The organism is Kocuria flava (assembly GCF_001482365.1).
GTDB classification, from domain to species: Bacteria; Actinomycetota; Actinomycetes; order Actinomycetales; family Micrococcaceae; genus Kocuria; species Kocuria flava.
In genome coordinates, this window is record NZ_CP013254.1 from 532,985 (window position 1) to 546,391 (window position 13,407).

A 13,407-nucleotide genomic window follows, 5' to 3' on the forward strand; every position below is an offset into this window, starting at 1 on the left:
GGCGAACCGCCGACCCTGCACCGGCCGGCAGGCCGGCGCCTGCGCAGCAGCGAGCGGCAGCGCGCAGGAGCCGGAACTCCCCGGGCGCGCCACCGGCGGGGTCCGTGCGCTACGCCGCGCCGCTGGGCGCCCCCTCCCCGACGAACGGGTAGTCGATGTAGCCCTCGGGACCCTGCGCGTAGAAGGTCCGGGGGTCGGCCGGGGTCTCGGGAAGCCCCTCCGACCAGCGGCGGACGAGGTCCGGGTTCGCGATCGCGGGACGCCCGACGACGACGCCGTCCGCCACGCCCTCCTCCAGCAGCCGGACCGACTCCTCGCGGGTGGTGGGGGTGCCGAAGCCGCTGTTGGCGAGGAACGCCCCGCCGAAGCGGGTGCGCAGGCCCTGGACGAGCTCGTCGCCGGGCTCGGCGTGGAGCACGGAGAGGTAGGCGAGGCCGAGGCCGGCGATGCCGTCGACCATGGCGCCGTAGGTGGCCTCGACGTCGGCACGGTCGGTCTCGAGCGCGCCCTGGATGTTGTGCTCCGGGGAGATCCGCAGCCCGACCCGGTCGGGTCCGACCGCCTCGGCCACGGCCCGCACGACCTCGACCACGAAGCGGGCCCGGTTCTCCGGGGAGCCGCCGTAGGCGTCCCCGCGGTGGTTGGCGGTGGGCGCGAGGAACTCGTGGAGCAGGTAGCCGTTGGCGCCGTGGAGCTCCACGCCGTCCAGGCCGGCCTCGACCGCGTTGCGGGCGCCCTGCACGAAGTTCTCGACCACGGCGGGCAGCTCCTCGGCGGTCAGGGCGCGGGGAACGGGCAGCTCGGCCTTGCCGCTGTAGGTGCGGACCGTGCCGCCGGGAGCCACCGCGCTCGGGGCGACCGGCTGCGCACCGCCGTTGAGGTCGGGGTGGGAGATGCGGCCGGCGTGCATGACCTGCATGAAGATCCGGCCGCCCTCGGCGTGCACGGCCTCGGCCACGCGACGCCACCCGGCGACGTGCGCGGGGGTCTGGATGCCGGGCTGGAAGGCGAAGCCCTGGCCGACCACGTCGGGGTAGGTGCCCTCCGTGACGATCAGGCCCATCGACGCGCGCTGGGCGTAGTGCTCGACGATCAGGTCGGTGGGCACGCCGTCGCGACCGGCGCGCAGGCGGGTCAACGGAGCCATGACGAGGCGGTTGGGCAGCTCGAGGGAGCCGACGGCGAGCGGGGTGGTGAGGACGGTCTGCGGCACGGGGAACACCTTTCCGGCAGGGGGCTGATTCTTCCTCCCTCAACGGTTCCCGGTCCCGGATCATTCGCGTGCGGCCTGTCTTGTCGCTCACAGAGTGGTCGAAGCGATACCCCCTGGGGTATATTGGGAGCACACGACCCGAGTCCGTCGGGACGACCGGAAGGATTTCCCATGAAGAGCATCAGCGTGGACGAGCTGGCCCGCCTGGGCGCCGACGCCGTGGTCCTCGACGTCCGCGAGGAGGACGAGTTCGCCGAGGCCCGGATCGCGGGGGCGCGCAACGTGCCGCTCTCGCGGCTGGCCGACTCCCTCGACGACGTCCCCGCCGCACGGCCGCTGCACGTGCTGTGCGCCGGCGGCGGGCGCAGCGCCCGGGCCACCCAGTTCCTCGAGACCCAGGGCTTCGACGCCGTCAACGTCCTCGGCGGGATCAACGAGTGGTACCGCGCGGGCCACCCGATCACCACCCCGGCCGGCACCGTGGAGCGCTGAGCCGTGGGACTGCTCAGCCGCCTCTTCGGCCGGACCGCCGGCCGTTCCTTCGAGACCGTCGACGTCGAGCGCGCCCAGGAGCTGCTGCGCACCGGCGCGGTGCTCGTGGACGTGCGCACGCCCCAGGAGTACCGCGCCGGCCACGCCCCCGGCGCCCGGCACATCCCCCTCGACGCCCTCGGCACCCGCCGCCGCGAGCTCTCCCCGGAGCGCCCGGTCGTGCTCGTGTGCCGCTCGGGCGCCCGTTCCGCCGCGGCGGCGCGGCAGCTCGCCGAGGCCGGCTACGACGTCGCGAGCCTGCGCGGCGGCATGCAGGCCTGGCAGCGCGCCGGGCAGCGCGTCGTCGGCCGCAACGGCCGGCCCGGCAGCGTCGCCTGACCCGCGCCTCCGGATCCGTGCCGTCCGGTCCTGTGGCGTCTGAATCCCGCGCCGCTCGATCCGCACCGCTCACTCCGTGCTGCTTGGCCCGCGCCTCCGGATCCGTGCCGCCCGGTCCCGTGACGTCTGATCCCGCGCCGCCCGATGCGCGTCACCCGATCCGTGCCGTCCGATCCCGCGCCGCCCGATGCGCGTCGCCCGACTCCACGCCGCCTCAGCGCCGGGACCGCACGGCACCCCGGTCCCCGGGCGGGGACCCGCGCGGGGACCGGGCGTAGCCGCGCGGGGTGGTGCCCAGGACCGTGCGGAACTCCCGGGTGAGGTGGGACTGGTCCGCGAAGCCGAGCTCCGCGGCGAGCGCCCCGAGATCGAGCCCCGGATCGGCCCGCACCCGCTCGGCGGCCTCCTGGAGCCGACGACGGCGGAGCAGCAGCCCCGGCGGCATCCCCACGAAGCGCGCCGCCAGCCGCTGCAGCGTCCGCTCCGACACGTGCAGCCGCCGGGCGAGCCCCGCCGGCGTCCGCTCCTCCGGGCCCGCCTCGACGAGGTCGACCAGCCGGTTGGCCAGCAGGCCCTCCTCCAGCAGCCCGGGATCCGCGGCCGCCGCCCGCTCCCGCACGTGGTCGAGGAGCAGGCCCACCGCCCGGTCGTGGCGCGCCCGCGGGTCCTCCTCGGCCATGGCCCGCACCACCCGCTCGTGCAGCGCGCCGGCGGCCAGGGGCGCCGAGCCGTCCAGCAGCTGCGCGGGGCGCTCCGTGAACAGCAGGACCCCGGCCGGGCGCAGCAGGGCGCCGACCGCCCACCCCGTGCCGGTCAGCACCCGGGTGGAGGCCCGGGTCGTGGGCCCGTGCAGGGCGACGCCCGCCGGCTCCACCACCAGGTTGCTCGCCGGGTAGCCGAGCACCAGCTGCTCGGCCGACTCCCCCGCCGGCAGCGACCACTCCGGCAGCCACAGCTGCCGGACCAGGGCGGCGACGTCGTCGGGCGCGCCGCGGCGCGTCACCACGGCCCCCGCCCCCGGGGTGAGGTGGCCCCGCGTGGTCGACGGCTCGCTCATGCTCCGAGCGCAGCCAGGGGCCCGCACGTCCGGGGCGGGATGGCGGGAATGTTCAAGACCGCGCGGCCGCCCGGCGCCCAGCATGGATCCATGAGCACGCACAGCACGGACACCACCCCCGACGCCTCCGCACCCCGCGGCGTCACCGGCGAGCACACCGTCGACGGGCGGCCCCGCGGCTTCACCGCCCTGACGCCCTTCCTCGCCCTGCGCGACGCCGCCGGGGCCCTGCGGTTCTACCAGCAGGTCCTCGGGGCCGAGGTCGTCGACCGCACCGAGATGCCCGGCCCCGACGGCAGCCCCGTCGTCGTCCACGCGACGCTGGACCTCGGCCTCGGCCGTCTCCAGGTCGGGGAGACGAACCCCGCCCTGCACCTGGTGCCCCCGCCCGGCGGCGACGACGCCGGCTACTCGCTGGGGCTCTACGTCCCGGACGTCGACGCGGTCGTCGCCCGTGCCGTGGCCGCCGGCGCCACGGTGCGCGAGCCGGTGGCCGACTTCGTCTCCGGGGACCGGTACGCGAGCCTGCGGGACCCCTTCGGCGTGCGCTGGTCCGTCATGACGCGCGTCGAGGACCTCACCGACGAGCAGAGCGCCGCGCGCGTCGCCGAGTGGGCGGCGGCGCAGGCGCCGTGACCGCGGCCGCCCGGGACACCCCCGGGCGGCCGCGGGCGGACCCTCACCCGCGGCGCTGCAGGCCCCGCACCCCGTCCTCGAGCACCCAGGACGCCTTCGTGGTGGCCGCCGCGCCGGGGACGGTGACCCGGTCGAGCACCCGGAAGTCGGCGGTCATCGCCTCCGGGGTGATGCGCGTGCGGACGTAGCCGCGCTGGTCGGCGTAGAACCTCAGGTGCGGGTTCCACGCCATCATCGGGTCGGTGGTCGCGCCGGAGCCGTCGCCCGTGGAGGTGATCGACGAGCACACCAGCTCGGAGCCGACCACCGGGGCGTCGGGATCCCGGGCGTCCGCCCGGATGTCGGCCGCCCAGTGCCGGTGGACGTCGCCCGTGAGCACCACCGGGTTGCGCACCCCGGCGTCCTGCCAGCCCCGCACGATGCGCTCGCGCGAGGCCGCGTAGCCGTCCCAGCCGTCCATCGAGACGTCGTCCACGTCCGGCGCCTGCGCACGGTCCCGCTCGGCGAAGAACACCTGCTGGCCCAGCAGGTCCCAGCGGGCGGTCGAGGAGCGGAAGCCGTCCAGCAGCCACTTCTCCTGCGCCGCACCCGTGATGGAGCGCGCCGGGTCCCAGCGCTCCGCGACATTCTTGTCCCAGCCGTCCCCGGCGAGCTGGTCGTCGCGGTACTGGCGGGTGTCGAGCATGTGGAAGTTCGCGAGCTGCCCCCACTGGACCCGCCGGTAGATCCGCATCCGGTCGCCCGCCGGTGCCGAGGGACGGCGCAGCGGCATGTTCTCCCAGTACGCCTGGAACGCCGCGGCCCGGCGCCGGCGGAAGCGCTCGTCCGTGTCGTTGCCCTGTCCCGCGTCCCGGTTCTCGGGGATGCTCGCGGCCCAGTTGTTGTCCACCTCGTGGTCGTCCCACACCACCAGCCACGGGGCCACGGCGTGGGCGGCCTGCAGGTCCTCGTCCGTCTTGTACTGGGCGTGGCGCAGCCGGTAGGTCGGCAGGTCCACGGTCTCGGGGCCCTCGTGGTCGCGGACGTTGCCGTCCCCCGAGACGTAGGACTTCGCCCGGTACTCGTACTGGTAGTCGCCCAGGTGCAGCACCAGGTCCGGCTGGTCCTCGGCCAGGCGGCGGTACGCGGTGAACCAGCCGTGCTCGTACTGGGAGCAGGAGGCGAAGGCCATGGCGAGGGCGGCGGGGGTCTCGTCCCACGCCGGGGTGGTCAGGGCCCGTCCCACCGGGGAGAGGTGGCGGGCCGTGCGGAACCGGTACCAGTACTCCCGGCCCGGGCGCAGCCCGTGCAGCTCCACGTGGACCGCGTGGGCGGACTCGGGGCGGGCGATCTCGCTGCCCCGCCGCACGACCGAGCGCATGCCCTCGTCCTCGGCCACCTCCCAGGAGACCTGGACCGGGCGGGAGGGCATGCCGCCGAGCCCGTCCTCGGCCAGCGGGTCGAGGGCCAGGCGGGTCCAGAGGACGAAGCCGTCGGGCCAGGGGTCCCCGGAGGCGACGCCCAGGGTGAACGGGTCCCCCGTCAGGGACGCGCCCCGGGAGGCAGCGGGGGCGGCCGTGGCGATCCCGGGGACGGCGGCGACGAGGCCGGCACCGAGGCCGGCGGCGAGCAGGGTTCTGCGCGAGGTGGTCATGGCGCCGAGGCTAGGAAACCCGCGGCAACGGCCTCTTCCGCCCCGGTGAAAGATGCATGAACATCATGTTGAGAGCTGCTCCGGGCTGCTCGGACGGTTCACGGCCCGGGTTACTCGGACGGCTCCCGGCCCGGTCGGCGAACGGGCACACGACCCCGGGAGAGGGCGGGAACGCGGGCCGAGCCGCCGGACGAGTGCGCCCGGACCCGCCGGCCTGCGGACCCGCGGGCCGGGTCCACGAGCAGGATCAGCAGCCCGCGCCCTGCGGGTTCTCAAGGCAGTCGTCGGCGTAGTTGCGCACCGTCGAGCGCCAGACGCTGACCGGGACGGGCGCGCTCGTGACGTCGTTGAGCCCGGCCACGGGCAGCCACGGCCCGCCCGCGATCGAGTACTCGCCCGCGAAGTAGGTGGTGAGGGTGACCGCGAAGTCCCCGGTCCGCGTGTAGACGTGGCTCGTGTCGGTCGGCTCGTCCCACGCCCCCGGCGCCAGGGGCGCGCCGCTGAGCTCGGTCGGGCCCAGGCTCGTCCCGTCGCCGTAGTTCCACGCGTACTGCACCGGCAGCGCCCGGACCTGGACCGGGAAGCCGCCGAGCTCCGTGGCGAACTGCTGCGGCTGGGCGACGGCGTAGACGTTCGTGTGCATGCCCTTCAGCGTGTCGGGCGAGGGCTCCACGGTGCTCAGCGCCGGGGCGACGGCGAGGGTCCGGAAGTCCTCCAGCGTGAAGGTCGGCAGCTCGATGGTCTCGCCGCCCTCCTCCGCCTGCTCGGTGGAGACGCACATCGGCTCGCCCCACGGGGTGTTCAGGTCCGTGCCCTGGTTGACGACGACGTTCATGTACACGCCGGTGCCGCCGCCCTCCGGGGTGCAGGACTGCTCGGCCGTGCAGTCGTCGAACTGTGCGGCGTCGTCCCGGTAGCGCGCGCAGGAGTTCTCCAGCCGGAACACCTGCTCACGGGAGCGCGCGATCGACTCCGGACTGAACGGGCGGTCGATGCCCTGGTCCTCGAGGTACTGCCGCAGCGCCTTCTGGAAGGCGGGGTCCTTATCGGGGTCGTAGTCCACGGGGTCGGCGCCGACAGGGACGGCAGCGACGGGCTGCTCCGAGCTGCCGCTGACCGGGCCCTCTTCGAGACGGAGCTGGAGCTTGACCTCCCCGCCGTCTGCGACGGCCCTCGTGGCATTTTCGACCCCGGCGCCGCGTTGGTCCACAACGGAATGACCGCCACCTACAGAGGAAACCAGTTCGGACAGATCTGAAGAGTCGCCTTCGTTTCCACGCGCTGGAACCCCCGCAGTAAATGCCAATACAAACGTAAGTGCAGATATTCCCAATCGTTTTTTCACTGCATTTCCCCGACGCCTGGCATATTAGCCGCCGTTATGTATAACCATTTACCGTTCCTGTAATCGAGGTAAATGGGAAATGGATCATTTAGGCCCTTTCGAGGTTCTGCCTCGTATGTGATTCGACCGTTCTCAACTAACTTGATGCCCTCAGAGTTGGCTAATGACACGGGCTTGTAGACGCCATCTACGGCTCGAACCAGAGATTCATCTTGAATTTCAACGCGCTCTCTTCCTCCGATAAACCAGGCGTCTCGCGCGTAGACTTCATCAATTACGTCAAACTGTTCATAGCATCGTTCACATGAAGTGCTGACTACTTCGCGAACAAATTTTGTGTTACCTGTCTGATTGGCAAACCACATCGCGTCCGACCAGTAGTCGAGGAACGCCTGCGCCCCCTCGAGCGACTCCTCCTTCGCGAGCGCGGGCATGACCGGCTCCGGGACGTTGCGGGCGGGGCCCTCGAGCGAGGCGGGGACGTACTCGTCCGCGGTCGCCGCGGGCCCCTCCCCCGAGGAGGAAGTGGGGGCCGGGCTGGAGGAGCCGGGGCTGGGCGGGGCTGCGGCGTCGTCGTTCCCGGGCTCCCCGGGGGCGCAGCCCGTGAGGAGGAGCGTCGCCAGCAGAACGACTCCGATCGGCGCACCGACTGACCACGACCGGACCATGGATCCCCCGCTTCGCTCGATCGCCGTCCCCGTGGCGGCGGAATGCCCCCGATAGTAGGCGGCCCCGCGTGTGCGCGAGCAACCCCTGTGGACCGGCGACGCCACGTCACAAGGCGCGAAATCATGAGGCCTGGTCAGCGTCCGGTCGGTCACGGAAAAGTTAAGGTCACATTGACCAGAAGAGTGTTAGAGTCAGTGCGACAAGAACGCGGCCGACCCGGGAGGTGCTATGACCGCAGCAGAGGTGGACCTGGCCGTCTCGACCGTGATCTTCGCGGCCCGCGGCACCGGCCCCGACGGCCGCAAGGAGCTGTGGCTGCCCCTGGTCCGGCGCATCCGCGACCCGTTCCGCGGCCTGTGGGCGCTGCCGGGCGGACCGCTGCGCCCGGACGAGGATCTCGAGGCCTCCGCCGCCCGCTCCCTGCACCTGACGACCGGACTGCAGCCGGGCTACCTCGAGCAGCTCTACGCCTTCGGCGGCCTCACCCGCTCCGCGGACGCCGCCGAGCGGGTGGTCTCGATCGTCTACTGGGCCTCCATCCGCGCCGACCAGGCCTCCGAGCTGCACGCCGACCTCAACGTCTCGTGGCTGCGCGCGGCCGACCTGCCGCCGCTGGCCTTCGACCACGACGACATCGTGGACTACGCCCTCCAGCGGCTGCGCAACAAGATCACCTACAGCCGCGTGGCCTTCTCCTTCCTCGGCGAGACGTTCACCCTCGCCGAGCTGCGCGAGGTGCACGAGGCGATCCTCGGCGCCCCGCTGGACCCGGCGAACTTCCGCCGGCAGGCGCTGGCCTCCGGCGCCGTGATCGACACCGGGACGCGGCTGGAGGGCACGCGCCACCGCCCGCCCCGGCTCTACCGCTACAACTCGACCCTCGACCTCGCCGACCGGGCACCGGCCGGCCGCACTCCCCAGGAGAACCGATGACCTCCGTCGCCACCCGCATCGACCTGCTCCGCACCCGGCCCGACGGGCTGCCGGGCGCAGGCGCCGGACGCAGCACCTGCAGCTCCGAGCTCGCGACGAACCCGTGGGACTTCGCCCCCGCTGTCTCCGCCGGCTACGGCCCGGGCGCCTCCCAGGACGACGCCGTGCCCGCCGGCGCCCCGGCCCAGCCGGCCATCCCGGAGGAGTACAAGCACGCCTCCGCCGAGGAGCTCGCCGCCCGCATCACCGCCGCCAAGCGGGAGCTGGGCGAGCGGGTCGTCGTGCTCGGGCACTTCTACCAGCGCGACGAGATCGTCGCGCACGCCGACTTCCTCGGCGACTCCTTCCAGCTGGCCCGCGCCGCCCGCTCGAAGCCCGAGGCCGAGGCCATCGTCTTCTGCGGCGTGCACTTCATGGCCGAGACCGCCGACATCCTCTCCGGCGAGCACCAGTCCGTGATCCTGCCCAACCTCGCCGCCGGCTGCTCCATGGCGGACATGGCCGACGAGGACTCCGTCGAGGAGGCCTGGGAGCAGCTGATGGACGTCCTCGGGGAGACCGACGACGACGGCCGGCAGACCGTGGTCCCGGTGACCTACATGAACTCCTCCGCGGCGCTCAAGGCCTTCTGCGGCCGCCACGGCGGAATCGTGTGCACCTCCTCCAACGCCGCCACCGTCCTGGAGTGGGCCTTCGAGCGCGGCCGGCGGGTGCTGTTCTTCCCCGACCAGCACCTGGGCCGCAACACCGCCAAGGCGATGGGGATCCCCCTCGAGCGGATGCCGATGTGGAACCCGCGCCAGGACCTGGGCGGGAACACCGCGCAGGATCTCGAGGACGCGCAGGTGATCCTGTGGCACGGCTTCTGCTCGGTGCACCGGCGCTTCACCACCGCCCAGATCGAGCAGGCCCGCGCCGAGCACCCCGGGGTGCGCGTGATCGTGCACCCGGAGTGCCCCATGCCCGTGGTCGACGCCGCCGACGAGAGCGGCTCGACCGACCACATCCGCAAGGCCGTCGAGGCCGCCGCGCCCGGCACGACCTTCGCGATCGGCACCGAGATCAACATGGTCAACCGGCTGGCCGCGGAGCACCCCGAGCACACGATCTTCTGCCTCGACCCCGTGATCTGCCCCTGCTCCACCATGTACCGCATCCACCCCGGCTACCTGGCCTGGGTGCTGGAGGAGCTCGTCGCCGGCCGGGTGGTCAACCAGGTCTCCGTGGACGCCGCCACCGCCCGGGACGCCCAGGTGGCGCTCGAGCGGATGCTGGCGGCGCTGCCGCGGTGAACGCCACCCGGAGCCCGCGCGTGCTCGTGGTGGGCAGCGGTCACCACGGCCCTCGAGGCCTGTGCCCGCGGCCACGAGGTGGTCCTCGCGGCCAAGGATAAGGATGCCCTCGACGCCACGAACACCGTGCGCGCCCAGGGCGGGATGGCGGCCATGACCGCCGGGCTGCCCGGCGGCCAGCCCCGCGACCGCGCCGAGCTGCACGTCGCCGACACCCTCGCCGCCGGGGCCGGACTGTGCGAGGAGCCCGCCGTGCGCGCCCTCGTGGCCGGCTCGGCAGCCGCCGTGGCGGACCTCGAGCGGTGGGGCGTCGCCTTCGACCGCACCGCCGGACCCGGCTCCCCCTGGGTCGAGGGCCTCGAGGGCGCCCACTCGGTGCCGCGGATCCTGCACGCCGGCGGCGACGCGACGGGCCGGGAGATCCAGCGCGCACTGCTGGCCGCCGCGCTCGGGGCCGAGCGGGCCGGGCGCCTGGAGATCCTGCGGCACACCCTGCTCGTGGACCTGCTGCGCGGGCCCGGGGACGCCCCGGTGACCGGCGCGCTGGTGCTCGGCCCCGACGGGCTGCTGCGCACCGTGGCGGCGGATGCGGTCGTGCTCGCCACGGGCGGGGCGGGACAGCTCTACCCGCACACCACCAACGCCCCCGGCGCCACCGGCGACGGCATCGCCGCGGCCCTGCGCGCCGGGGCCGTGGTGGCCGACCTCGAGTTCGTGCAGTTCCACCCGACCGCCCTGGCCGCCCCGGGCTGCTTCCTCGTCACGGAGGCCGTCCGCGGGGAGGGCGCGGTCCTGCGCGACGCCGGGGGCCGCCGCTTCCTGCGCGACGCGCACCCGCGCGCCGAGCTCGCCCCGCGCGACGTCGTGGCCCGCGAGATCGTCCGCCGCTGCCTCGCTCAGGGCGGACGTCCCGTGGTGCTCGACGCGACCGGGCTCGGCCGGCAGTTCCTGGCCGCGCGCTTCCCCACCGTCGACGCCGCCCTGCGCGCCCACGGCCTCGACTGGTCGCGGGAGCCCGTTCCCGTCACCCCGGCGGCGCACTACCTCATGGGCGGGATCGCCACCGACCCCGACGGGCGCACCACCGTCCCCGGCCTGTGGGCCGTGGGCGAGTGCGCGGCCACCGGCGTGCACGGGGCCAACCGGCTGGCCTCCAACTCCCTGCTCGAGGGCGTGGTGCTCGGTGCCCGGGTCGCGGCGGCTCTCGGGCACGACCGCGGTCCCTTCGTGCCCCGCGGCCCGGTCCGGCCCCTCCCCGCGGCCCCCTCGACGGGCACCGCGGCACCGGCCGCACCGGGGGCGTCCGACGACGACGGCGTGCCGCTGCGCTCCGCCCTGCAGGAGGCGATGTGGGCCGGTGCCGGCGTGCTGCGCGACGGTCCCGGGCTGGCCGCGCTCGCCGGGCGGCTCGGGACGCTGCGGGCCCCCGCCGGGACGGACCGCCGGTCCGTGGAGGACCGCGGCCTGCTCGAGCTGGCCCGGGCCGTCACCGCCGCGGCGACCGCCCGCACCGAGTCCCGCGGCGCCCACGCCCGCGAGGACCACCCGCACCCGGACCCCGCCCTGGCCACCCGCACCTTTTGGTGCGCCGAACGGCATGTTCCCGTACTGACCAGTGCACATGCCTCCGACGACATGCACGAGAGGATCCCCGCATGCTGACCCGCGCCGCCATCACCGAGGTCGTCGAGCGAGGCCTCGCCGAGGACGCCCCGTGGGGCGACCTCACCTCCGAGCACCTCATCCCCGCGACCACCACGGCCCGGGCCGGGCTCGTGGCCCGTGAGTCCGGGGTGTTCTCCGGCGGGGAGGTCCTCGCCGCCGCCTTCGCGGCCGCCGACCCGGCCGTGGCCGTCGAGCGCCACCTCGCCGACGGCGACCGGTTCGAGGCCGGCACGGTGCTCGCGACCGTCACCGGGCCCGCCCGCGGGGTGCTCACCGGCGAGCGCCTGGCCCTGAACCTCGTCCAGCGCATGTGCGGGATCGCGACGCTGACCGCCCGCTACGTCGCGGAGGTCGAGACCGCCGTGGCCCGCGTGGAGCAGGCCGCGAACCTGCCGGCCGGCACGATCACCCGCACCCGGGTCGCCGACACCCGCAAGACCACCCCGGGGCTGCGCGCGCTCGAGAAGCACGCCGTGGTCAGCGGCGGCGGGCACAACCACCGCCACGGCCTCTCGGACGCCGTGATGGCCAAGGACAACCACCTCGCCCTGCTCACGGCCGACGGCACCGACCTGACCGGGGCGCTGCGGCGGCTGCGCCGTCGGCTGCCGCACACCGTCCACCTCGAGGTGGAGGTCGACCGCCTCGACCAGATCGAGCCCGTTCTCGCCGGCGGGGCGGACACCGTCCTGCTCGACAACTTCTCCGTGCCCGACCTCGTGAGCGGGGTCGCGATCGTCGACGGCCGCGCGACCGTGGAGGCCTCCGGCGGGGTGCGCCTGGAGACGATCGGGGAGATCGCGGCCACCGGCGTGGACGTGATCTCGGTCGGCGCGCTCACCCACTCGGCCCGCAGCCTCGACCTGGGCCTCGACGTCCGGCTGGACTGAGCCGTGCTCTATCTCGACCACGCCGCCACCTCCCCCGTGCGCCGGGAGGTGCTGGAGGCCATGTGGCCGTACCTGACCGGCGAGTTCGGCAACGCCTCGAGCACCCACGAGCTGGGCCGGCGCGCGCAGGCCGGCCTCGAGGAGGCCCGCGCGGGCATCGCCGCCGTGCTGAACTGCCGCCCCGCCGAGGTGGTCCTGACCTCGGGCGGGACGGAGGCGGACAACCTGGCCGTGAAGGGCATCGCCCTGGGCCGCCGCGACCGGGACCCGGCGCTGCGCCACGTCGTGACGAGCGCGGTCGAGCACCGCGCGGTCCTGGACTCCGCCCGGGACCTGGCCCGCTGGGACGGTTTCGCGCACACCGAGCTCGGCGTCGGCCCCGACGGGCTCGTGGACCCCGCCGAGCTCGCGGGGGCTGTTCGCCCGGGCACGGCGGTGGTATCCGTGATGCATGCGAACAACGAGACGGGTGCGGTCCAGGAGATCGCCGAGCTGGCTGCGGTGGCTCGGGCGCGGCAGGTCCCGTTCCATACGGATGCGGTCCAGGCGGCCGGGTCGCTGGAGCTGGACGTACAAGCGCTCGACGTGGCGGCGCTGAGCCTGGCCGGCCACAAGCTCGGGGCGCCCAAGGGCACCGGCGCCCTCTACCTCCGCCGCGGCACGCCGCTGCGGCCGCTGCTGAGCGGCGGCGGGCACGAGCGCGGCCGCCGCCCGGGCACCTCCGACGTGGCGGGCGCCGTGGGGCTGGCCACCGCCCTGCGGCTGGCCGCCGAGGAGCGTCCGGACCGGACCCGCCGGCTGGGCGCGGTGCGCGACCGGTTGATCAGCGGCGTCCTGGCCGCCGTGCCCGGTGCGGTCCTCACGGGTCCCGACCCGCGGGAGCAGCCGGGGTCACGGCTGCCCGGGCACGCGTCCTTCTGCTTCCCCGGGGTCAACGGCGAGACGGTGCTCGTGGACCTCGAGGCGCGCGGGCTGCTGGTCTCCTCCGGGTCGGCCTGCTCCGCCGGGAGCACCGAGCCCTCGCACGTGCTGACCGCGATGGGTCTCCCGCCCGAGGTGGCGACGACGGCGGTGCGCTTCAGCCTCGCCCCCGGTACGACCGCCGAGCAGGTCGACGACGTCGTGGCCGCGGTCCGGGAGGTCGTCGGCCGGCTGCTGGGCGCCCGCGGCTGAGCGGAGCAGACCTCGGCGGGACAGCGCCTCA

The 13,407-nt window shown here is 74.5% G+C and carries 13 protein-coding genes; 8 read left to right on the forward strand and 5 right to left on the reverse strand.

Translation table 11 applies throughout. The features are described 5' to 3' along the window. Positions 1-109: 109 nt before the first annotated feature. On the reverse strand, positions 110-1,147 hold the full coding sequence (locus AS188_RS02475) for an alkene reductase (protein WP_058859679.1): 1,038 nt from the start codon (positions 1,145-1,147) through the stop codon (positions 110-112). 237 nt (positions 1,148-1,384) lie between these two features. Here AS188_RS02475 and AS188_RS02480 point away from each other — a divergent pair, with 237 nt between their 5' ends. Next, positions 1,385-1,705 (forward strand): rhodanese-like domain-containing protein, encoded by a 321-nt coding sequence (locus AS188_RS02480; protein ID WP_058857514.1) that lies wholly within the window; start codon positions 1,385-1,387, stop codon positions 1,703-1,705. A gap of 3 nt (positions 1,706-1,708) precedes the next feature. Next, positions 1,709-2,083 carry a rhodanese-like domain-containing protein gene (locus tag AS188_RS02485; protein WP_058857515.1) on the forward strand — a complete coding sequence of 125 codons (375 nt, stop codon included), beginning with the start codon at positions 1,709-1,711 and terminating at the stop codon, positions 2,081-2,083. Between the two features lie 214 nt (positions 2,084-2,297). On the opposite strand, the gene AS188_RS02490 is transcribed toward AS188_RS02485, so the two are convergent. Next, positions 2,298-3,140 (reverse strand): helix-turn-helix domain-containing protein, encoded by an 843-nt coding sequence (locus tag AS188_RS02490; RefSeq protein WP_083529183.1) that lies wholly within the window; start codon positions 3,138-3,140, stop codon positions 2,298-2,300. A 90-nt stretch (positions 3,141-3,230) separates the two neighbouring features. Between AS188_RS02490 and AS188_RS02495 the strand changes: the two genes are divergently transcribed. Further along, positions 3,231-3,776, forward strand: coding sequence for a VOC family protein (locus AS188_RS02495; RefSeq protein WP_058857516.1), 546 nt, complete (start codon positions 3,231-3,233; stop codon positions 3,774-3,776). Positions 3,777-3,819: 43 nt separating this feature from the next. Here the strand turns inward: AS188_RS02495 and AS188_RS02500 are convergent, their stop codons facing one another. From AS188_RS02500 to AS188_RS16790, 3 genes are all read right to left on the reverse strand, one after another. Next, the gene (locus tag AS188_RS02500) at positions 3,820-5,409 is read right to left on the reverse strand and encodes an alkaline phosphatase D family protein (protein WP_058857517.1); all 1,590 of its coding nucleotides are present in this window, start codon (positions 5,407-5,409) and stop codon (positions 3,820-3,822) included. Positions 5,410-5,656: 247 nt separating this feature from the next. Next, entirely contained in the window at positions 5,657-6,472 is an 816-nt protein-coding gene (locus AS188_RS02505; protein ID WP_236945030.1) for a PKD domain-containing protein, read from the reverse strand. Between the two features lie 278 nt (positions 6,473-6,750). After that, a complete protein-coding gene (locus AS188_RS16790; RefSeq protein WP_147050513.1) occupies positions 6,751-7,188 on the reverse strand; it encodes a DUF6318 family protein in 438 nt (145 codons plus the stop codon). A 463-nt stretch (positions 7,189-7,651) separates the two neighbouring features. Here AS188_RS16790 and AS188_RS02515 point away from each other — a divergent pair, with 463 nt between their 5' ends. The 5 genes from AS188_RS02515 (at position 7,652) to AS188_RS02535 (ending at position 13,376) form a co-directional block, all read left to right on the forward strand. Then, entirely contained in the window at positions 7,652-8,356 is a 705-nt protein-coding gene (locus tag AS188_RS02515; protein WP_058857519.1) for an NUDIX hydrolase, read from the forward strand. After that, entirely contained in the window at positions 8,353-9,648 is a 1,296-nt protein-coding gene (gene nadA / locus AS188_RS02520) for a quinolinate synthase NadA (protein WP_058857520.1), read from the forward strand. The genes AS188_RS02515 and nadA overlap by 4 nt, the downstream gene beginning before the upstream one ends. A 78-nt stretch (positions 9,649-9,726) precedes the next feature. Further along, positions 9,727-11,310, forward strand: coding sequence for an L-aspartate oxidase (locus AS188_RS02525; protein ID WP_083529185.1), 1,584 nt, complete (start codon positions 9,727-9,729; stop codon positions 11,308-11,310). Continuing rightward, positions 11,304-12,203: a carboxylating nicotinate-nucleotide diphosphorylase gene (nadC, locus tag AS188_RS02530; protein ID WP_058857521.1), complete on the forward strand. Its 900-nt coding sequence runs from the start codon at positions 11,304-11,306 to the stop codon at positions 12,201-12,203. The genes AS188_RS02525 and nadC overlap by 7 nt, the downstream gene beginning before the upstream one ends. Positions 12,204-12,206: 3 nt before the next feature. Next, positions 12,207-13,376 carry a cysteine desulfurase family protein gene (locus tag AS188_RS02535; RefSeq protein ID WP_058857522.1) on the forward strand — a complete coding sequence of 390 codons (1,170 nt, stop codon included), beginning with the start codon at positions 12,207-12,209 and terminating at the stop codon, positions 13,374-13,376. Positions 13,377-13,407 lie beyond the last annotated feature (31 nt).

What these genes read in the sequence shown, in the direction of transcription:
- AS188_RS02515 (WP_058857519.1), top strand. Translation starts at nt 7,652, where the DNA reads ATGACCGCAGCAGAGGTGGACCTGGCCGTCTCGACCGTGATCTTCGCG.
- AS188_RS02480 (WP_058857514.1), top strand. Translation starts at nt 1,385, where the DNA reads ATGAAGAGCATCAGCGTGGACGAGCTGGCCCGCCTGGGCGCCGACGCC.
- nadA (WP_058857520.1), top strand. Translation starts at nt 8,353, where the DNA reads ATGACCTCCGTCGCCACCCGCATCGACCTGCTCCGCACCCGGCCCGAC.
- AS188_RS02500 (WP_058857517.1), bottom strand. Translation starts at nt 5,409, where the DNA reads ATGACCACCTCGCGCAGAACCCTGCTCGCCGCCGGCCTCGGTGCCGGC.
- AS188_RS02490 (WP_083529183.1), bottom strand. Translation starts at nt 3,140, where the DNA reads ATGAGCGAGCCGTCGACCACGCGGGGCCACCTCACCCCGGGGGCGGGG.
- AS188_RS02495 (WP_058857516.1), top strand. Translation starts at nt 3,231, where the DNA reads ATGAGCACGCACAGCACGGACACCACCCCCGACGCCTCCGCACCCCGC.
- AS188_RS16790 (WP_147050513.1), bottom strand. Translation starts at nt 7,188, where the DNA reads ATGCCCGCGCTCGCGAAGGAGGAGTCGCTCGAGGGGGCGCAGGCGTTC.
- AS188_RS02475 (WP_058859679.1), bottom strand. Translation starts at nt 1,147, where the DNA reads ATGGCTCCGTTGACCCGCCTGCGCGCCGGTCGCGACGGCGTGCCCACC.
- nadC (WP_058857521.1), top strand. Translation starts at nt 11,304, where the DNA reads ATGCTGACCCGCGCCGCCATCACCGAGGTCGTCGAGCGAGGCCTCGCC.